This window comes from Shewanella denitrificans OS217 (genome assembly GCF_000013765.1).
Lineage (GTDB): Bacteria > Pseudomonadota > Gammaproteobacteria > Enterobacterales > Shewanellaceae > Shewanella > Shewanella denitrificans.
Genome location: NC_007954.1, coordinates 3,083,270 through 3,103,351 on the forward strand (window position 1 = coordinate 3,083,270; position 20,082 = coordinate 3,103,351).

Genomic DNA, 20,082 nt, shown 5'->3' on the forward strand with positions numbered 1-20,082 from the left:
AACTCAAAACTGACAATAATTGGGCTGTATTGTAACCTTTAAGGGAATTTATGCGATCATAAATTCCCTCATTAGGCCCTATTCTTTTTTACCCTAAACTCATCTGAGCTTATAAAGTACCGCGACTCAAAATCTTCTGCTTTTACAGGCTTTGAGAATAAATAGCCTTGTCCATAGTCACAGCCCGCACACTCGAGCATGGCCCTTTGTAGTTCAGTTTCAATCCCTTCGGCGATGACTTTTATGCCGAGTTTGTGTGACATGACGATAATTGCCTCGCACAAACTTAAGTCGTTAGTATTATCTTCAAGGTTACTGACGAAGCTCTTATCAATTTTCAAGTAATCTATATCAAATTTCTTTAGGTAAGACAGTGAAGAGTAACCTGTACCAAAATCATCCAAAGAAATTTGCATACCAGCATCACGAAATGCGGCTAATTTAGCCCCGACACCTGATTCCGTCTCCAATAGCAGACCTTCGGTAATTTCCACACAAATGCTTGCAGGGCTCAAATTTAACTCAGACATATATTGAGTCCAGCTCGTTACACTTGAACGCTCATCCCTAAATTGTACTGGCGATTTATTAATGCTTATCTGTATGTCCAGCCCATAGGTTTGCTTCCACTGAGCCGCTTGCCGACAAGCCTGTCTAAACACCCAATTACCTATTTCCACTATCATGCCGGTATCTTCGGCAATGGGAATAAAATCAACCGGCGAGATAAAGCCTAATTTGGGATGATGCCAGCGGATCAAGGCCTCGGCTTTAGTAATGTTGTCGCTAGCGTTAGCGGAAAAATCAATAATGGGCTGATAATAAAGTTCAAACTCTTCCATCTTGATCGCCGTTTTAAGATCTTGAATTAACTTCATCCGCCTCAAAGCGGTCTCTTGCATCTTGGGGGTAAAGTAATTGAACTTGTTACGTCCATGAGCCTTGGCCGAATACATGGCCTGATCGGCATTCTTAAGCAAGCCATCTATGGTGAGAGCGTCATCGGGATATAAGGTAATACCTATACTGCCACTGATATAGGCCATTTCACTGCCTAACATAAAAGGCTCCGACAGTTGCTTTAATATCTTATTGGTGACACGTTCAACGCCTTTTGGCCCGGTAAAATCGGTTAGCACTATGGTAAACTCATCCCCGCCAATACGAGCCACAAGATCGGCGTCTCGAATACAGGCCTTAATTCGCTGGGAAGCTTCCACCAAAAGTGAATCCCCCATGTCATGACCCAAGGAATCATTCACTTCCTTAAAGAAATCTAAATCCAGAAACAACAAGGCAAAACCTTGATTATCACGAGTACAATTCGCGATTTGTAATTTAATATACTCGAGTAACATGCGTCGATTAGGCAGGCCAGTCAAGGTATCGTAATTGGCTTGCAACCAAATAAGCTCTTCGGCTTGCTTCTTTTCTGATACATCTGCAAATAACATCACATTCAAGGTGTCACAAGTGTCTAGTTCACCGATGGCGTTAATGGTTACCCACGCCGTATAGGTTTGGCCATTCTTTCTTTGAAATGAAAGTTCTCCCTGCCAATAGCGTTTTTCAAACAAGTACTGTTCTAGCTGTAAGTTAAAATGCTCAGCTTGCTCCTCTTTTTGTAACACAGCTAAATGCTGACCTATGACTTCATCGGCATCAAACCCCGTGATTTCACTAAAGGCTGGATTAGTATTAACTATCTTGCCTTGGTAATCGAACACACACATGGCTTCACTGGAGTTACGGTAAACCGAAGCCGCGATACTTAAAGACTCCTCCGCTCGTTTTAAATCTGTGATATCGGTATGGGTACCGCACATCCTCAATGGCTGACCGGTATCTGCCACCTCCACCACTTTTCCTGTGTCTAATATCCATCTGATGTCACCGTTTAAACTGCGAATGCGATATTCAATTTTATGATGAATACTCTGACCTTTACGTATTGCCAATAATGACTTGATAAGCCGTTTTCTGTCCTCTGCAATAATGGCTTTAAACCATAGGGAGGGTTTTTGGTTTAATAATGCTAATTCACAACCTATGATTTGAGCGCTACGTAAATTGCTGGCCACCTCATTGGTATTAATATGCCAATCCCAAATACCAAGATCGCTACTGTCGAGCACCAATGCCAATTGCTCCTTGGAGTTTTGCAATGCGGCTTCTGCTTGTTTAAGCTTGGTAATATCCAGGAAACCTGCAATCACTAGCATGGAACCGTTATCATAAAACCGACAAGCGACGGTCAAATGGGTATAAACTATGGCGCCATCTTTTGCGATAAAACGTTTATCAATCTCGTATTCACTGATTTCCCCTTTTAACATTCTGTTGAAATAGCTTAAATCTTTTTCCAGATCTTCAGGGTGAGTTAACTCCTTCCATGTCATTCTCGTTAACTCTTTTTCTGAGTATTTAAGCATCTTACAAATACAAGGGTTAACCTTAAGCCAGTACTTAGCTTTCGAAGTAATGGCTATGCCAATATTTCCAATATCAAACTGATTTTTGAAGAGAAAATCTTCCTGAAGCCGTATTTGCATATTACGTTCAAAGAAGATGTACTTAGACATTAAATTAGCCGCTGCTAACATAATCAAAGGAAAAAATACTAATAAATAAAGTGAATTCAAATGGATGACATGGCGCCAGTTATCTGCCGTTAGCATGCTAGTGGATAAAAAGACGATTTGCACAACCAGACCAAACAAGTAGAGCTTTGCAAGTTTGATTGTGCCTAAGTGCTCTACAGTATAACGCCGAAAAAGTGCCCCAAGAACGCCACTCAAGCCCAGAGCAAGTATTAAGCTAATAATCGGAAAGTCCGTTAAGTAAATAACATAAGGGCTGAGTACTAGGGCCGCGACCAGCAGCACATACCGGCCAAAATAAAGCCCTACCAAACTCGCTATCAAGGCACTAGAGGCAAAAAATAATCCCGTGAGTTCGCTATCACTTGAGTATGTCTGATTCAAATCCTGAAACACACTCTCATTGGAAGGCAGTCCTAATCCATACATGATCCCGTGCTCAATTAACAGCATAACTCCAAAGGCTGCCAATACGCCTATAACAATTTGATAGCTAGGCGCATGTTTTTGCTGATCATTTCTAGGAATGAGGCAAAGAAAATAAGCCAGCATCATCACGATTGCCACTTGCCCAAGAAAAAAGAACAGAAATGCTTTATCCATAGCGAATAACATCCATTTGTAATGCAGTTGTCAGCGAAGTCTGCGCTATAAAAGGCGACCTACAAATATCAACGTGATTATCGTAAAGATAAAAGGAGATGGAGCACAAACTCAGTATAGTTAGCAGTTTGTATTTAAGCTGAATTTATCTAACATTTTTATTCGTTTTAGAAAAAGCATCTGATGCATTCAGAAAAGCCAAAATATGCCTCAGTGAAAAGAAGTGGCCATTCACTAACACAAAATCTCAAAGATAAAACTGAGCCCATACTTAGTATAGGTAGACAACATTGAGCTGTTGAAAATAGCGTAACTTAGAGCTGGGTCACACAGGTCGCAGGCATCCCTTGTTAAGCTGGGTTTACGCAATTTAAGCTTATCCAAAAAAGACAGAATTAAGGGGCACATTATGGCGACTAAATTTTATATTCCCAGTGTTAACATTTTAGGCCAGGGCGGCGTTGACGATGCCATAGAAGATATTAAAACCCTTGGCTTTAAACGCGCATTGATTGTGACTGACAAGCCATTAGTTAAGATTGGCTTGGTGGAAAAAGTGGCAACTAAGTTGGTTAATAATGGCATCAAAGTCTTTTTGTTTGATGGTGTACAACCCAACCCCACTACAGCCAATGTGGACGCAGGCCTTGGTATTCTAAACGATAATCACTGTGACTTTATTATTTCCTTGGGCGGCGGTTCTCCCCACGATTGCGCTAAGGGTATCGCCCTAGTGGCCACTAATGGCGGCAAAATCAAAGACTATGAAGGGGTCGATGTCTCCACTAAGCCGCAACTTCCACTTATCGCCATTAACACCACAGCAGGCACCGCCAGTGAAATGACCCGTTTTTGCATCATCACAGATGAACATCGTCATATTAAGATGGCCATAGTGGATAAAAACACCACCCCAATATTGTCGGTGAACGATCCTGAATTGATGCTTGAAAAGCCCGCTCAATTAACCGCGGCAACCGGTATGGATGCACTCACTCACGCTATCGAAGCTTATGTCTCCATTGCAGCCACTCCCATTACAGATGCTTGTGCTATCAAGGCCATCGAGCTTATTCAGGCAAACCTCATCGCAGCAGTCAATGACGGTAAGAATATGCAGGCCCGTGAGCAAATGGCTTATGCTCAATTCTTAGCCGGCATGGCGTTTAACAATGCAAGCCTAGGTTATGTTCATGCTATGGCTCATCAGTTAGGCGGGTTTTACGACCTGCCTCATGGTGTGTGCAATGCGCTATTATTGCCCCATGTACAGGAATACAATGCACAAGTGGCGGCACCTAGGTTAAAAGATGTCGCCAAAGCCATGGGGGTTGATGTTAACGCCATGACAGATGAGCAAGGCGCTAAAGCCGCCATCACAGCGATTAAGTCTTTAGCTGTGGCTGTGGATATTCCGGCGAATTTAACCTTGCTTGGCGTGAACGCCGCAGATATTCCAACCTTGGCCGATAACGCCCTCAAAGATGCCTGCGGTTTTACCAATCCAAAACAAGCGAGCCATGAGGAAATCTGCCAGATTTTCACTAATGCGCTTTGATGTTATTTGAAAAAATCAAAATCCAATAGATAACTGTAAATAACTTAAGGCCAGCTAATTGCTGGCCTTATTCGCTAACATAAAGAACGCAAATTTCATCAAAGATAAGGAGTTCTCAATAGAAGATAGGGATTTATTTAATAATTGACGGTGAACGCTAAGTTCTTGAAATAACAATTGACCGATTGAAAATAAACAGCCTATAGTGAAGTACATCCTTAACATTAGGTAGGTAACTTATGACAGCAATCACTCATGTTTATAACTACACAGTCAGATGCCCACACTACACAGAGAATGAAACCCCGGCAACTTGGCTAAATCATATTGAAGTAAACCAATCTAGTGAAATCGCCCTAAACCGCATCACCAAATGGCACAACTTATCCGGCAGTAAATCGTTTGAACTTGAAAACTTTGTTGTCAGAAAAGCCGATGGTGAAGAAGCCTATTTTGCCATGCAAAGCGATCGTCTAAAGCATGATGGCCATGCCCTAGTGACCTTCAAAATCTTCCTCGACCATTGCTGTCACGATGCCTCTCCTCAAAGCATAATGCAGCACCTTATCAAAGATTATCAACATAGATTAGAAAAAGCCAACTCACTCGAGGCTATTGCTGTCTAGCCGTTGAGCGATTAAATCTTAAGCCTTATTGGTGCCAGCAAGAGGGCTGCACCCTTAAGGCTTTTTTGTGCCAGCTTATGCCTTAGTAAAGGCTTCACCTTTCTGAGTTGGATCGGACAAACTTGTGATCCCAGCCGTTAAATTAAAGCGCATCGCTTCTTCAAAAGACCAGTTAACCTCAATTAAATCAGCCCGCTTGACTAAGCTTGTTACCCCTGCCACTTGGTAACTGAGCTGAAACAACACTGGCACCCAATCCCCTTCAGGAAGGGCTTCACGTAACGGTTCTGGGGGGAAATCACTCATGATAAAACCCACCACATAGCTGTCATTGGCTTGCCTAACCAACACAGTTTTATGGGTTTTAGGTTTGCCGTCTCGATTCATCAAGCCGGCAATATCACGAATGCTGCCATACACTGTCTTAAACAGGGGGAACTTCATCAACTGACGTTCTATCCAGCTGTAGACCCAGACGATGGGGCTCACCGAAAATAATAACCCCGCCACAAATACGAGACATGCGACTAAGGCAAAACCCGCTCCCAGCATTATCTTGTCGACCCCTAAGGTCTCAAGCATTAAGCGCCCTAGGCCATCGAGGGAAATAAATAATGACCAAAACAGCCAGATGGATAACACCATAGGTAACAAATTGGTCAGCCCGCGGGCCAGAGTCGTTTTCATTAGTGGATCTCAGACGTACAAAGTGCCGCCATTGTGTATAAAAAAAAGCCCTAACTCAAGAGCGTTAAGGCAAAGTATTAATACGGCAGCTCTAAAGCACTACTGATGCTAGCTATTCACATCCTTTTCCATGTCTTCATAGGAGGTATGGCGCACATCTTTGCCTTTGACATAGTAGATAATGTATTCACAGATGTTCTTACAGCGATCCCCCACACGTTCGATGGCGCGGGCTGCCCAAAGCACATCGAGCACCCCAGGAATTGAGCGTGGATCTTCCATCATATAGGTCATCAACTGACGAATAATGCCTTCATATTCTTTGTCTAGCTTGGCATCTTCCTTGTGAAGCTCTAAGGCATTTTCGGCGTCCATACGAGCAAGGGCGTCTAAGGTTGAATGCAGCATACGAGTGGCATGTCGGCCCATATTATCTATGCTCACCAACAAAGGTTGTTGATTATTCGTGCGTTTATCTAGCGCCGCTTTAGCGATACGCACGCAAGCATCGCCGATACGCTCAAGGTCTGCAATCGTCTTAGAAATGGCAATAATAAGGCGTAAGTCACTGGCGGCAGGCTGACGTTTGGCAATAATGCGGGTGCATTCTTCATCGATTGACACTTCCATGCCATTCACTCGGTGATCCCCTTCAATAACCTTCTGTGCAAGCTCAGCATCTAAGCTGCTTAATGCATCCAAAGACTGCTCCAGTTGACGCTCAACCAAGCCGCCCATGGCCAGTACTCGGTTGCGAATATCATCAAGTTCAGCATTGAACTGACCAGAGATATGTTTATTTAAATTCATTTTTTCCATAATTCAACCTTCCAATTCATGACTGCACGCGGCTTTGATAGAGTGACGGGATGCGTCGGCGTTAGCCGTAACGTCCAGTGATGTAATCTTCAGTTTTACGTTTTCTTGGAGTGGTAAAGATGGTGTTGGTATCGGCATACTCCACCAGCTCGCCCATGTACATAAAGGCAGTTTGATCAGATACCCTGGCTGCCTGTTGCATGTTGTGAGTCACAATCACCACAGTGTATTTGTCTTTAAGCTCAGTGATAAGCTCCTCGATGGTCAAGGTGGAGATAGGATCCAGCGCCGAGGTAGGTTCATCCAGTAACAAAACTTCAGGCTCAATAGCAATGGCCCGCGCTATCACTAGACGCTGCTGCTGACCGCCTGATAAACCAAAGGCGTTATCGTGCAGCCTGTCTTTCACTTCATCCCAAATAGCCGCGCCGCGAAGGGAGCGCTCTGCCGCTTCATCTAAATCTCTGCGGTTATTTAACCCTTGCAGACGTAAGCCATAAACCACATTTTCATAGATGGACTTAGGGAATGGATTTGGGCGCTGGAACACCATGCCCACGTTGCGACGCAAGGCGGCAACATCGACTTTTTTATCATAGATGTTTTGCCCATGGAGCAAAATTTCCCCCTTAATTTTACAACTGTCCACCAAATCATTCATGCGATTGATACAGCGCAGCAAGGTGGATTTACCACAGCCGGACGGGCCAATAAAGGCGGTGACTTGTTTTTTAGGGATCTTCATCGACACATTAAATAACGCCTGCTTGTCACCATAACTTAAGTCTAAGTTACGGATTTCAAGAGCGGTATCCTGCGCCGATAAATGTTCTAAATCTATAGGTTTTGCTTGCATAGCTCTTTGATCTATCGAAATCATCATAAGTCCTTAACGTCAGGATATCGTTAATTAATGTTCAAGCGAACGAAACTTTTCGCGTAAGTGATTACGCACACTAATGGCGGTTAAGTTGAGCGCAACTATCACTGACACTAGTAAGAATGAGGTGGCATACACTAAGGGGCGCGCCGCTTCTACGTTAGGGCTTTGAAAGCCCACATCATAAATATGGAAACCTAAGTGCATAAATTTACGCTCCAAATGCACAAAGGGAAAATTCATATCCAGTGGCAGTGTTGGCGCAAGTTTAACCACACCCACGAGCATCAAGGGCGCCACTTCACCCGCCGCGCGGGCTACCGCTAAAATGAGTCCAGTCATGATGGCAGGGCTTGCCATTGGAATAACAATCCGCCATAAGGTTTCAGCCTTGGTAGCGCCTAAGGCTAAGCTGCCTTGGCGCACAGCACTTGGTATACGGCTTAAGCCTTCCTCGGTTGAGACGATAACCACAGGTAAGGTCAAGATAGCCAAGGTCAGCGCCGACCAAATGACGCCAGGCGATCCAAAGGTAGGTGCTGGCAAGGCTTCAGGGTAAAACAGTTGATCAATGGAGCCCCCAAGCATATAAACAAAGAAGCCCAGACCAAATACCCCGTAGACGATGGAAGGCACACCGGCTAAGTTAATGACAGCGATGCGGATCATCTTAGTAATAGGGCCTTTCTTAGCGTATTCGTGTAAATAAATCGCCGCTATCACCCCAAATGGGGTCACGATAACTGCCATCAGCATTACCATGAACACAGTGCCAAAAATGGCTGGAAACACGCCGCCTTCGGTATTAGCTTCACGGGGGTCATCCACCACGAAACCACCGACACCTTTAAACCAATGCCCCAATTTATCCATCATTGTCATATCGTTGACATAAGTGACATCAAGCACAGTGTCTAAATTCAATATCACTTCTTCGCCGCGCATGTCTTTGATGACTACGCTGTCCCTACTCGCATGGTCCCGTAAGGCGAATAAGCGTTTCTCTAGCACTTGATAGTCGGCATTAAGCTGAGTAATTTCAGCTTCTATGCTGGCCTTTTTCGCCTCAGTTAAGCTGCCTTCAAGTTCATATTTACGCTCTTTAAGGCGTAATCGTTCCATGCGGTAGTTAATGGAACCAATATCTGATTTTTGTAACTCCAGTGCCTCTTCGGCAATGGCGACGCTGCGAGCAATATGCTCATTGAGTACAGCACCTAGCTCAGTTGGTGCAACAGCTAAACGCTCGCCCGCTTCTATCACTGCCACAGGGTAGCCGTAGAAATTGCCGTTTTTGGTGCGCTCAAATTTAGCCAGTCCTACGGGGGTTTCACGGCTGATGATGTCTGTGGCTAAAATCCAGCGAAAGTCTAAACCGACAAACTCACGGTTACCGGTTTTCACTAGGTAGCGAGTCACAAATTCACCGGGCGGGATTTGAAACTTATGCCCGGCGGAAATCAAGCGCTCTGATGGCACCTCTTCTCTGTCATAAATCTCACCAATCAAGGTGCCTTTTTGCCCTTGGCTGTCTTCGAGCTGCCATTGATACAGATCCGCTGGCCAAAAGTAGCTTAACCCACGCCATGCAATAAGCAGCAACAGCCCCAATACGGCAATCAAACTGATACTGACGGCGCCACCTGTCATCCAGATCCAGGGTGAACCTGATTTTACCCACTTACCCATTACACGCACCTCTTAAGGAGATTGGCGAAATAAAATTATTATTCAATACATTACACATAGTATTCTCAACTTTTATCGCCAGAGTTACAGCGAGCTATAACGCTCTCTCAATCGTTGACGGACAACTTCGGCTATGGTGTTAAAGAAGAAGGTGAAAATAAACAAAACAAAGGCCGCGAGGAACAAGACCCGATAATGGGAGCTGCCAATGGCCGACTCAGGCATTTCTACCGCGATATTAGCCGCTAAGGTACGCATGCCCTCGAACACACTCCACTCTAAGATGGCCGTGTTACCGGTTGCCATCAGTACTATCATGGTCTCCCCCACTGCGCGGCCAAGGCCCATCATGATGGCAGAGAAAATACCTGGACTTGCTGTAAGTAGCACCACCCGAGTCAGCGTCTGCCAGTTAGTCGCACCTAAGGCTAAACTGCCGTTGGATAAGTGACGCGGCACAGAGAAAATGGCATCTTCGGCAATGGAGAATATGGTTGGAATCACCGCAAAACCCATGGCAATTCCCACCACTAAGGCGTTACGTTGATCGAAGGTGATCCCGAGCTCATTGGTAATAAATTGACGGGTATCGCCGCCAAACAAGGCAAGCTCGACCGTGGGGCTGATAGCAAAGCAGAACCAACCCACAAAGATAATCACAGGAATAAGCATCAACTCTTGATAAACTTCGGGCAAACGCTGCTTCCAACGCCCCGGTAATAAGCTCCAAGAAAACGCACTGGCTAAAATAGCGCTGGGCAGCAGCACAAGCAGCATGAAAATCCCAGGGAGGTGATCCTCAATTAACGGCGCGAGCCATAATCCAGCCAAGAAACCTAAAATCACAGTCGGCAGCGCTTCCATAATTTCGATGGTGGGCTTCACTATGCTGCGCACCTTAGGAGACATAAAGTAAGCGGTATAAATAGCGCCTGCTACCGCAAGCGGCACAGCAAATAGCATGGCGTAGAACGCCGCCTTCATGGTGCCAAACGCCAGCGGCATCAAGCTCAATTTGGCTTCAAAATCATCAGAGCCAGACGTCGACTGCCACACGTATTTAGGCTCAGGGTAACCTTCGTACCACACCTTTTCCCACATGGCACTCCAGCTGACTTCTGGGTGACTATTATCAACCGCAAACAGGCTAAGTACTTGGTTAGTTTCGATGATCAAGGCATTGGAACGGGGACTAAACGCCATATTGCTTGGTGATTGAAGCGCCATTTTCTGTTCAAATAATTTACGTTCACTGGTGGTATAGAGTAGAGATAACTCACCCTCTTTGCTCACCACAGCAAAGCTTTTGCGGTAAAACTCGGTGGCGATAGCTGACATGGGCGCAAGCTCATCGAATTGACGAATGCGTTGATATAAGCGGCCACTGTCACTATTGACCTGAAAGTATTGCGCCACGAGGCCAGAGTGATAGCTCACTAGAATGGAGCTCGCCCCCGCCAGTAACGACACTTGGCTCACGGTATCTTGTCCGTTTCTCACGTCTATGACTTGAAGCAAGTCAATGGCATCGGCATCGCGGGTGTTGTAGACGAAAATTTTATCTGTGCCAGGCAAAATTAATTGGCTATGATCTGGGGTGACTAAGGCATGGGTTTTATTGGCGGGGGCATCAGCAATAATAGATTCTGTTGAGCTCCACTCAACTTCCTCTGTCATCATGTTCTCTTCGCCTTCTTGACGGTTAAAACGCCACTGGCCATCCTTGTCTTGATAAGCAAAACTCATGCGGCTATCGCTGTAATCAAATGCTAGGTTATACACGGCAGAATTCGTGGATAGATTAAGCGGCGTTTCACCATTGGGATAGCGCAATCTTGGGGTGATAAGCCTTTGATTGTCTGGGTAGGTCACAGCGAAATCGACATCGACGACCAACACCTTGCCCGAGCTAAGCCCTAAGGCAAACCTTTGCTCATTAGGTGAAGATTTGGCACTACTGGTGACAGTTTCGCCTTCACTGAGTAGAGGTATTTGTGAGCTTAGCAGTTGACCACTGGCCACAGAATAGAATTCAACTTGGCCATCCATTAGCACCCTGAAGGCAATTTCGTTTTGTTCATCTGTGCCTATCATCAGGCTAGGTGTCTGAGTGTCTATTAAACTAATCTTACTTAGAGGGCGAATATCTGCCCCATCAAAAATAGGTTTGATAACATAAAGTAAATAAAAGAAAATCAACAATAAGGCGACGAAGACTAAGGTGCCACCTATGGTGACACCCACTTGTGCAGCCTTATCTTTAAATGCCCTGCTTTTTGCCTTGCTGCCACCTAAAATCTTGCTGGCAGCAGAAGCCGGCTGACTTACCTGACTTTCCATTCAGAACCTCTATAATTTAATCGTTAACGAAATTTCGCTAGGATTGTGCATTTGGCTGTGTTACTACTTTGAATGTACGACCCTATAGTCCAGCGTCGGTCTTAATGGGTAACTTATTAATTAATGTCATTAAATTAATAAGCTCATCGGGTGAAAACCCCATAAAGCACTTATAGTCATTCATCAATGGCGCAAATTATATTACGCAAACATGACAATAGTGTTACAGCGACAAATTGCTGAGTTCAGAGGAGAAACAAATCATGGTAAGGTACCTAATAACGCTACAAGCAACTGATAGGAAAGGATTAGTTGAGCAAATCGCTAACACAATCAGTCATCATGGTGGCAACTGGTTAGACTCTGAAATGCGTCATATCGAGGGGGTTTTTGCGGCAATATTACAACTAGAAATCGACGAGCAAAAATGGGATGAGCTGTTAGAAGCCTTAGAATGCCTTGAAGGTTTGAGCCTGACGTTCGCTAAAACCAGCATTACCCCTAAGCCCATTAAGCGCCTGAGCTACAATTTAGTGGCCTATGATAGACCTGGCCTCGTACTTGAAATATCGAACAAAATTAGTGCATTAGGCATCAATATTGAAGAGTTCAGCAGCCAGTTTGAAACGGCAAGCCACACGGGCGTTGCCCTGTTTCGAGCCACCTTCGGCTTAGGATTAACTGACCCATCCCAAGAAGCCTTGTTAACCGAATCTCTCTACGCCATGGGCGATGACGTGGTGCTGGATAAACTCAGTAAAAGTGCATGATATTTAGGCAATAATGGGGTTTCAATTCCACTAAATGAGGCAAGGCGCCACACTGAGGTTAAACTCAGGTCTAGCCTCTGATAAACTCGGCTAAAATACTCAAATATTGGAATGTCATGCTTGGAACGTTAAAAAAGCTTCGAAGCCGCCTTGATGAAGCGGATCTAGTGCAGTATAACCTGGTCGTCGGTGACCAAGAACTCCCGCTAAACCCCCTTATCGGTCAAACCCTTAGCTTAACTCACACAGGTAATATTTTTTGCTGTAATTGTGGCCGTAAAACTAAGAAAAGTTATTCTCAAGGCCATTGCTTTCCTTGCATGCAAAAACTTGCCAGCTGCGACATGTGCATCATGAAACCTGAGACTTGTCATTTCGATCAAGGCACCTGCCGTGAACCGCAGTGGGCTCAGTCCCATTGTTTTGTGCCCCACTATGTCTATCTGTCTAATACCTCAGGCATTAAGGTGGGGATCACCCGCAACAATCAATTGCCCACCCGCTGGATTGACCAAGGTGCCACCCAAGGCCTAGCCATCTTTAAGGTCTCTACCCGTCAACTCTCAGGCCTTATCGAAGTGGAATTAGCCAAGCTGGTTAAAGACAAAACCAATTGGCAGGCGATGCTCAAGAGCAATGCCGCTGATATTGACTTAAATGCCAAAGCACAGGAGCTTATCCCGCATATAGAGCATAGGCTGAACGAGCTTGCCATGGAAAAAGGCGAGTACAAAATTGAGCGTTTAACTGAAACTATTCAGCAGATAAACTACCCTATGACCGCGTTTCCTAAGAAAATCAGCTCGCACAATTTCGATAAGGTTCCAGAGGTCACAGGGGTATTATTAGGCATTAAAGGGCAATACCTGATCTTTGATACTGGGGTGATTAACATCCGCAAGTTCAGCGCCTATGAAGTCACTGTCACGACTAACTAGGTCACTCCAATGCATAGTGAGTGTGAGTCTGTCCTAGCTAGGCCATACTCACACAATTTCTTCCGGCATTTTTCGCCTGATACAGGGCCAGATCGGCATTTTTGACTTGCTCATTAAACCCTTGTTGAGGTTTGGATAGCGCCACCCCTAAGCTGATAGAAAACTTAAGCTCAACACCCTTAAACTTAAATAGCTTTTCGTTGATGCTTACTCTGAGGCGCTCGGCAATTAACAAGGCTTCCTGCTGGTTGTTGTTGGGCAGCACTAATAAAAACTCTTCCCCGCCAATACGGCCTAAAATATCGTTTCGCTTAAGCCAGTGCTTAGCGCGCTGAGCCACGGCTCTTATGGCCATATCACCAATATCGTGGCCATAGGAATCATTGATATGCTTAAAATTGTCTATGTCTAACATCACCACGGCCAAAGGTTGCTTGAGCTTATGGCAAGTCTCCAGAGCTTTAGCCCCTTCTTCCATGGTAAAGCTACGGCTGGCAATCCCGGTTAAAAAATCCGTTTGAGAGCGATGCTTAAAAAATCGTCTCGATTGGTATAAAAAACCTAAAAATCCCAATAAAATCGCCACCAGCAACACAAACAACCACAAGCTTAAACGGGTAATTTCTTGTTCATCCTGCTGCGCCTTAAGTTCCAATTGTTTAATTTCTAATTGCTTCTCTAACAATCTATTTTCATGTTCCGCGACTTTTGAGTTGTGATCTAATGCTGAAAAAATCACCGCGTTATTAAGTAAATCAGCAAACTTCTCCCTTTCATAATTAATGGTTTTGAGCAAAATATTCACGCTCTCAATTGGCTTGTCCTGACCTAAAAGCCCCAGGGCTTGCATGCTCATGACCAAGTCTTGCTTGCTGCTTGACACACTGGCAGATTGATTGAATGCATTCGCCCATTTCACCGCCTGCTCTTTATCACCGCTTTGAATGTATGCTATGGATAAAAAAGCAAAGCTTGTGTGTACAAAAAATACTTCGTTAGTGGTCGCCTGTAAGGCTATCGCTTGCTCTAAATGTAAGATTGCCTGAGTAAAATCATAACTAAACAGGGATTTACGGCCGAAATTATAATGATAGAAAAATCTAAAATCTTTGAATTCTGGCTTGGCTGCGGTGAGTTTCTCCATTTCTTCTAAGTAGATGTCCGCTTGCTCCCATTGAAATAAATTGATTGTCTCGCCGATGATATTGTGCAGCATGTTAAAGATATCTTGAGTATCATCGATTTCCAGCCATAACTCATAGGCATGTTTGAAGAAAGCCAAGGCGTGTCGGTGTAATCCGTGATCCCTATAGAGGGCTGCTGCCGCGTTATAAATCATGGCTTGGCGATTATTAGAAAGCTGATGTAATTTGGCGATGTCTAATGCCTCATCCAGCAATTTAATACCTACATCAAATTTTTCTGCCGAATTAAAACAAAAGGCCGCGAGACTCAGCGCCTTAACGGTCAATTCTGGATCTTGTAATTGCCGCGCGTACCTAAGCCCTATCTGCCTATCTTGGCAATAGATATTAGCGTCATTGCTATTTAAGTAATTAATGTAGGAGCGTTCTAAGTAGCTATGAACCAACAATGGATTCAAAGGCATCTGTTCAAGTATGGCTATGGCTTGGGTGTAGCTAATTATAGCGCCATCAAGCTGTTGTAACTCTTCTTGTACCCCTGCCAATAAATGTAAAAATTGTCCTTGCTCTAGCCCAGATAAGCCTTCAACTAGGGATGACTTGGCGCTCAGGTAGGTTAACTTATCTTCAGGGCTGGCTATTTCAGCAAGCGTCTGTTTGATTTGTTCAATCCTAGTTTGATTATTATCCTGAGCTAACGCCTTCCCTTCCCATAGAAAAACCAATACAAACAAGAGAGTTATAACACTAGGACTCATACTAAGCTCCAACTAGGGATTAGGCCTGCAGCAACAGCTTACTAAGCTTAGTCTAAGTCTGCCCCATGGAAAGCCTTTCTCTCTATTGTCGATTATTTTTTGTGCTCCCAAGGGGTAGTGGCGCTCATATCAGACAGATCATAAGGCGTCAGCTGATACACGTAATAGTTGAGCCAATTACTCACCAGCAGCGAACCGTGGCTGTGCCAACGGGCGATAATGTCTTGTTCAGGGTCATCATCACGAAAATAATTGCAGGGCACACTTGGGTTTAAGCCTTCTTGACTATCACGGATAAACTCATCCCTTAAGGTGCCTTTTTGGTACTCGGGATGGCCTGTGACAAATAAATTGCGATTATCTTGGCTTAAAATAATATAGGCACCAGCCTCATTGGATTGTGCCAAGACTTCGAGCTCATCATGCTGTTTGATTTGTGCGAGCTCCATTTGGGCAAAACGTGAATGAGGCGCATAAAACTCGTCATCGAAACCACGCAGCAAGGGATGCAGTGCTTGGGTACGGCTGTGATTAAATACTCCTGAGCATTTTGTCGTTAATAGCTGACGCTGCAAACCATACAAATGATACAAGGCAGCATGGGCTGCCCAGCAAAGAAACAGCACTGAGGTGACATGAGTCTGAGACCAATCTATGATTTCCCGAATGTGATCCCAATAGCTCACCTGTTCAAATTCGATTTGCCCTAAAGGCGCGCCTGTGATGATAAGGCCATCGTAATTACGCTGGCGCACTTGTTCAAAATCACAATAGAAGTTATTCATGTGATCCATTGAGGTGTGTTTCGATGTCTTATCATGAATGCGCAATAAGTCCACATTGACCTGCAAAGGGGTATTACCGAGTAAGCGCAGTAGCTGAGTTTCAGTCTCAATCTTGTTTGGCATCAAATTTAAAATCAGCACTCGCATCGGTCGAATGTCCTGATTGGCGGCGCGGGTTTCTGACATCACAAAAATATTTTCTGATTCTAAAATGCCTGCTGCAGGTAAATCATCAGGGATCCTTACGGGCATACTGGCCTCCAAATAAGATGGTCAAGATAAAGTCACACTAACATCATAACCAAGGACGTCTAGATGTCTACCTTCTTTTAACTTTTAGCCATGAGAAATTTTCTTATTTACCTATTAACAAAACCTGTAAGCAAAAAAAGGAGCCTGTTGGCTCCTGCGTTGTTTTGACTTGTCACAGCTTAAGGCCTGCTTAGCCTTAGCGTAAATCATAGAGTTAATCTTAGGCTAGCCCTTAAAAGCTGTAACCCACACTCACCATGTAAACCCAAGGATCTATGTCTGTTTCAACCTTTTGCGCTATGCCGCCCATATCAAAGCTGACATCGGTTTGGATTTTGGCGTACCACACTGAGGCATTCACTAACCAGTCTTTATTCAGCTTATAATCTAGGCCAACCTGCGCGGCTACGCCCCAAGATGAGGTCATGCTTAAATTGGTGAGTGCACCATTTAAGTCATTGGTGAATTCGTTATCATAGAAATTGGTGTAGTTAAGCCCTAGGCCTATATAAGGACGCACTACGCTGCTGGCTTGTCCAAAATAATACTGGGCCACTAGTGTTGGCGGTAAATGCTTAGTCTCGGCAATCTGACCTAAGGATCCTAGGGAAATGTCATGGCTAAACGGCGAGGCGGCGAGTAATTCGACTCCTATACTGTCTGTCAGCATATAGGCAAAGTTAAGCCCTAGTTGAGTGTTAGTATCCACAGTGAATTCATCCACGGCGGCAACCACAGGGCTAGATTCATTGGGCGCGACGGTTGCTATACCAGCACGGACGATAATGTCGCCTGCTTGATGAGCTTGAGCAACATTAGTAAAACTTGCAGTAATAAGACCTGCTGCAAGTAAAGCTAGGGTGATGTTATTATTCATTTTACGACTCCATTTGGGCGACAGACAGATATGAATCCTCATATCCTTTACAGTTGTCGCTACTCTGCCCCATAAGAGCCAATGGAATATTGATCTGGATCAAGCCCATAAAGTCTTCGAGTCATCATAAGTTAGAGTCTTGATCTAATTCACAAAAACAAATAATTACTACTTCATAATTCTTGTTAAACCTAGCTTGGTGGTTATTCAGATACTTGAATAGGCACTGGGTTAACTGGGGATAGTGGTTAACTGGGGATAGCGTTCAAGCCAGCGTTTCTGGGCGAGCCTTGCTTGAAATTGCTGGTATTGCCTTTGAGGGTTATGACTCAGTTGCAGCTGAAACAAGCTGTCTAAGCCGAATGCGGTTTCTAAATGGAATTCAAAAGACACTAAATTAGGCACAAGTCTTATACCTATGGCAGTTTCCTTCTCCGGCCAGTGCCCCATGGCATCCTTAAGATCCACATAGGGCTCATCACCATTACGACTGTGCATGCGGCTTTGATTCTTCACCGACCAGGCCAAGCCATCGCCTAATTGCTTAAACTGCTGCTCCAAATCGACATCCCGCGCCTTAGCGCTGTCTTTAGAGCAAAAATAAATAAAATCCACATCGACTTGCTCGCCGTGATCCATAATCAGGTTAGAGGGGTAACCATGCAGTTTATCCCACACCAAATTTCGCACAAACCCCGCGGCTATCAGCCAGTGTTCGATATGGTTATGTTTGGCGATATTAAGCGCCGCATGCAAGGCATACATGCGCTCTTCGTCGTGCTGTAGCCAATGAAATAGCTGGGCTTGCTGTGAAACAAAGGTGGATGTTAGTGACATAAACTCTCCTGAAAGCGCCCTACTTTCTCACTCGAAGCTTGGCCTTGGGGGAATAAGCTTAGCTCGCATCACTCTGGGCTTCCGGGGCCGCTTGCTTGAAGGCATCCAGCTGCTGACACTCATCGAATACCCGCATTAGCTCTGGATACGCCTCTAAAGGCACATTAAAGCGTTTGGCATTATAAACCTGCGGCACCAAACATAAATCGGCGATAGTAACGCTATCGCCAAAGCTGTAACGACCGCTGTAGCGAGTTAATAATAGCTCATAGGCGGCAAAACCTTGGATAATCCAATGGTGATACCACTTAAGCTTGGCGGCTTCGTCTAGGCCCATTTCATCCACTAAATATTGCAATACGCGTAAATTATTTAGCGGATGTACTTCACAGGCGATAGATTGCGCCATGGCGCGCACTATGGCTTTATCTTCAAGATTGGTGGGCAATAATGGCGCTTGTGGATGCTTTTCATCTAAATATTCCATGATGGCCATAGATTGCGACAGGCTAAACTCGCCCATTTCATTACTGTCCACTAAGGTCGGCACCAAATGCTGAGGGTTTAATTCTGCATACTCAGGGCTGTGCTGCTCGCCGCCATTTTTCACTAAGTGCACCGAAATATGCTCAGCACTTAAGCCTTTTAAATTCAGTGCTATGCGTACCCGATAAGCGGCACTTGAACGCCAGTAACCAAATAGTTTCATGGTGATATTTCCCTATTGTCGATGAAATGTTATCTCTATAAAAAGCCTATTAAAAAAGGGCCAAGCAATCGCTCAAGCCCCCCTTTGTTATGCACTAAGCCACACGCTTAGCTTGGGTATTTAACCACGCTCTGATCGATAGCGCCAAAGATGCTGACATTGTTGTCATCAAACATCTCGATGCGTACCTTGTCACCAAAACGCATAAATGGCGTGCTGGCTTTGCCGTCGGCAATGATTTCAAGCATGCGTTTTTCGGCTAAACAGCTAGAACCCGCGCTGCGGTCATAGTTTGAAATCGTGCCTGAACCGATAATCGCCCCTGCGCCTAATGGACGGCTCTTAGCCACATGAGCCACTAACTGACTAAAGTTAAAGGTCATGTCCACACCCGCATTTGGACGACCAAACAAATCATTGTTTAGGTGAGTCACTAAAGGCAAATGTACTTTCGAGTCTTGCCACTTGTCGCCTAACTCATCGGGCGTAATGGCAACAGGAGAGAAACTGCTGGATGGCTTAGATTGGAAGAAACCAAAGCCTTTAGCCAATTCGCCTGGAATAAGGTTACGCAGTGACACATCATTCACTAACATAAGTAGCTTAATGTGCTCGCCTGCATTGTCAGCACTCACGCCCATAGGCACGTCGTCAGTGACCACGGCAATTTCAGATTCGAAATCTATGCCCCAGTCTTCGCTTGCCATCTCGATATCGGCCGTCGGCGCGATAAAGCTGTCTGAGCCGCCTTGGTAGACCAAGGGATCAGTCCAGAAGGTTTCTGGCATTTCAGCGCCGCGGGCTTTACGCACCAATTCAACGTGATTCACATAGGCACTGCCATCGGCCCATTGGTAAGCACGTGGCAATGGCGACAGGCATTTGCTTTGATCAAATGCAACCGCGTTATCCATTTGCCCAGCGTTCAAGGCGTCATAAAGTTCTTGCAGTTGTGGCTTAAGCAGTGCCCAAGCATCGAGTAATTGCTGCATGGTATGAGCAATAGCAGGAACAGCGACAGCCTGGGTGAGATCGCGGCTCACTAGCATTAGCTGACCATCGCGGCGTCCATTGTTATAGCTTGCAAGTTTCATTGTTGCTCCTACTTATATTGTGTTGGCCTAGGCAGAAAACAGCCTCTATGGCGCTAGAAATACCTTAAGCGCAGTCAAATTCCTATAGCGTGCGCAAAATCACATTTTATCTTGG

16 protein-coding genes are annotated in these 20,082 nt (G+C 44.9%); 4 read left to right on the plus strand and 12 right to left on the minus strand.

Translation table 11 applies throughout. The features are described from left to right. Positions 1-71: 71 nt before the first annotated feature. Entirely contained in the window at positions 72-3,203 is a 3,132-nt protein-coding gene (locus tag SDEN_RS13420) for an EAL domain-containing protein (protein WP_049763052.1), read from the minus strand. Between the two features lie 409 nt (positions 3,204-3,612). On the opposite strand from SDEN_RS13420, the gene yiaY reads away from it, so the two are divergent. Further along, entirely contained in the window at positions 3,613-4,761 is a 1,149-nt protein-coding gene (gene yiaY / locus SDEN_RS13425) for an L-threonine dehydrogenase (protein ID WP_011497008.1), read from the plus strand. Positions 4,762-5,000: 239 nt separating this feature from the next. After that, complete coding sequence (locus tag SDEN_RS13430) at positions 5,001-5,387, plus strand: hypothetical protein (RefSeq protein WP_011497009.1); 387 nt, start codon at positions 5,001-5,003, stop codon at positions 5,385-5,387. A gap of 75 nt (positions 5,388-5,462) precedes the next feature. Here the strand turns inward: SDEN_RS13430 and SDEN_RS13435 are convergent, their stop codons facing one another. The 5 genes from SDEN_RS13435 to SDEN_RS13455 form a co-directional block, all read right to left on the minus strand. Then, a complete protein-coding gene (locus SDEN_RS13435) occupies positions 5,463-6,074 on the minus strand; it encodes a DUF502 domain-containing protein (protein ID WP_011497010.1) in 612 nt (203 codons plus the stop codon). 108 nt (positions 6,075-6,182) lie between these two features. Further along, positions 6,183-6,893, minus strand: coding sequence for a phosphate signaling complex protein PhoU (gene phoU, locus SDEN_RS13440; protein WP_011497011.1), 711 nt, complete (start codon positions 6,891-6,893; stop codon positions 6,183-6,185). 61 nt (positions 6,894-6,954) lie between these two features. Further along, positions 6,955-7,773 (minus strand): phosphate ABC transporter ATP-binding protein PstB, encoded by an 819-nt coding sequence (gene pstB / locus SDEN_RS13445; RefSeq protein WP_011497012.1) that lies wholly within the window; start codon positions 7,771-7,773, stop codon positions 6,955-6,957. Between the two features lie 30 nt (positions 7,774-7,803). After that, positions 7,804-9,462 (minus strand): phosphate ABC transporter permease PstA, encoded by a 1,659-nt coding sequence (gene pstA, locus SDEN_RS13450; protein WP_011497013.1) that lies wholly within the window; start codon positions 9,460-9,462, stop codon positions 7,804-7,806. Positions 9,463-9,546: 84 nt separating this feature from the next. Continuing rightward, on the minus strand, positions 9,547-11,802 hold the full coding sequence (locus tag SDEN_RS13455) for an ABC transporter permease subunit (protein WP_011497014.1): 2,256 nt from the start codon (positions 11,800-11,802) through the stop codon (positions 9,547-9,549). Positions 11,803-12,065: 263 nt separating this feature from the next. On the opposite strand from SDEN_RS13455, the gene SDEN_RS13460 reads away from it, so the two are divergent. Both SDEN_RS13460 and SDEN_RS13465 read left to right on the plus strand, forming a co-directional pair. Beyond that, a complete protein-coding gene (locus SDEN_RS13460; RefSeq protein WP_011497015.1) occupies positions 12,066-12,572 on the plus strand; it encodes a glycine cleavage system protein R in 507 nt (168 codons plus the stop codon). Between the two features lie 116 nt (positions 12,573-12,688). After that, on the plus strand, positions 12,689-13,510 hold the full coding sequence (locus SDEN_RS13465; protein WP_011497016.1) for a DUF2797 domain-containing protein: 822 nt from the start codon (positions 12,689-12,691) through the stop codon (positions 13,508-13,510). 37 nt (positions 13,511-13,547) lie between these two features. Here SDEN_RS13465 and SDEN_RS13470 read toward each other — a convergent pair whose 3' ends face one another. The 6 genes from SDEN_RS13470 to SDEN_RS13495 form a co-directional block, all read right to left on the minus strand. Beyond that, positions 13,548-15,413: a tetratricopeptide repeat-containing diguanylate cyclase gene (locus tag SDEN_RS13470; protein WP_011497017.1), complete on the minus strand. Its 1,866-nt coding sequence runs from the start codon at positions 15,411-15,413 to the stop codon at positions 13,548-13,550. 92 nt (positions 15,414-15,505) lie between these two features. Then, a complete protein-coding gene (metA, locus tag SDEN_RS13475; RefSeq protein WP_011497018.1) occupies positions 15,506-16,450 on the minus strand; it encodes a homoserine O-acetyltransferase MetA in 945 nt (314 codons plus the stop codon). 232 nt (positions 16,451-16,682) lie between these two features. Further along, entirely contained in the window at positions 16,683-17,327 is a 645-nt protein-coding gene (ompW, locus tag SDEN_RS13480; protein ID WP_011497019.1) for an outer membrane protein OmpW, read from the minus strand. Positions 17,328-17,558: 231 nt separating this feature from the next. After that, on the minus strand, positions 17,559-18,164 hold the full coding sequence (locus tag SDEN_RS13485) for a nucleotidyltransferase family protein (protein ID WP_011497020.1): 606 nt from the start codon (positions 18,162-18,164) through the stop codon (positions 17,559-17,561). Positions 18,165-18,222: 58 nt separating this feature from the next. Continuing rightward, the gene (maiA, locus tag SDEN_RS13490; protein ID WP_011497021.1) at positions 18,223-18,873 is read right to left on the minus strand and encodes a maleylacetoacetate isomerase; all 651 of its coding nucleotides are present in this window, start codon (positions 18,871-18,873) and stop codon (positions 18,223-18,225) included. A 107-nt stretch (positions 18,874-18,980) separates the two neighbouring features. Further along, positions 18,981-19,967, minus strand: a complete 987-nt coding sequence (locus tag SDEN_RS13495; RefSeq protein WP_011497022.1) for a fumarylacetoacetate hydrolase family protein — start codon at positions 19,965-19,967, stop codon at positions 18,981-18,983. Positions 19,968-20,082: the final 115 nt, after the last annotated feature.

Bases quoted from the DNA above. Each gene is read 5' to 3' on its own strand.
- SDEN_RS13420 (WP_049763052.1), bottom strand. From the start codon at position 3,203: ATGGATAAAGCATTTCTGTTCTTTTTTCTTGGGCAAGTGGCAATCGTG.
- yiaY (WP_011497008.1), top strand. From the start codon at position 3,613: ATGGCGACTAAATTTTATATTCCCAGTGTTAACATTTTAGGCCAGGGC.
- SDEN_RS13430 (WP_011497009.1), top strand. From the start codon at position 5,001: ATGACAGCAATCACTCATGTTTATAACTACACAGTCAGATGCCCACAC.
- SDEN_RS13435 (WP_011497010.1), bottom strand. From the start codon at position 6,074: ATGAAAACGACTCTGGCCCGCGGGCTGACCAATTTGTTACCTATGGTG.
- phoU (WP_011497011.1), bottom strand. From the start codon at position 6,893: ATGGAAAAAATGAATTTAAATAAACATATCTCTGGTCAGTTCAATGCT.
- pstB (WP_011497012.1), bottom strand. From the start codon at position 7,773: ATGATTTCGATAGATCAAAGAGCTATGCAAGCAAAACCTATAGATTTA.
- pstA (WP_011497013.1), bottom strand. From the start codon at position 9,462: ATGGGTAAGTGGGTAAAATCAGGTTCACCCTGGATCTGGATGACAGGT.
- SDEN_RS13455 (WP_011497014.1), bottom strand. From the start codon at position 11,802: ATGGAAAGTCAGGTAAGTCAGCCGGCTTCTGCTGCCAGCAAGATTTTA.
- SDEN_RS13460 (WP_011497015.1), top strand. From the start codon at position 12,066: ATGGTAAGGTACCTAATAACGCTACAAGCAACTGATAGGAAAGGATTA.
- SDEN_RS13465 (WP_011497016.1), top strand. From the start codon at position 12,689: ATGCTTGGAACGTTAAAAAAGCTTCGAAGCCGCCTTGATGAAGCGGAT.
- SDEN_RS13470 (WP_011497017.1), bottom strand. From the start codon at position 15,413: ATGAGTCCTAGTGTTATAACTCTCTTGTTTGTATTGGTTTTTCTATGG.
- metA (WP_011497018.1), bottom strand. From the start codon at position 16,450: ATGCCCGTAAGGATCCCTGATGATTTACCTGCAGCAGGCATTTTAGAA.
- ompW (WP_011497019.1), bottom strand. From the start codon at position 17,327: ATGAATAATAACATCACCCTAGCTTTACTTGCAGCAGGTCTTATTACT.
- SDEN_RS13485 (WP_011497020.1), bottom strand. From the start codon at position 18,164: ATGTCACTAACATCCACCTTTGTTTCACAGCAAGCCCAGCTATTTCAT.
- maiA (WP_011497021.1), bottom strand. From the start codon at position 18,873: ATGAAACTATTTGGTTACTGGCGTTCAAGTGCCGCTTATCGGGTACGC.
- SDEN_RS13495 (WP_011497022.1), bottom strand. From the start codon at position 19,967: ATGAAACTTGCAAGCTATAACAATGGACGCCGCGATGGTCAGCTAATG.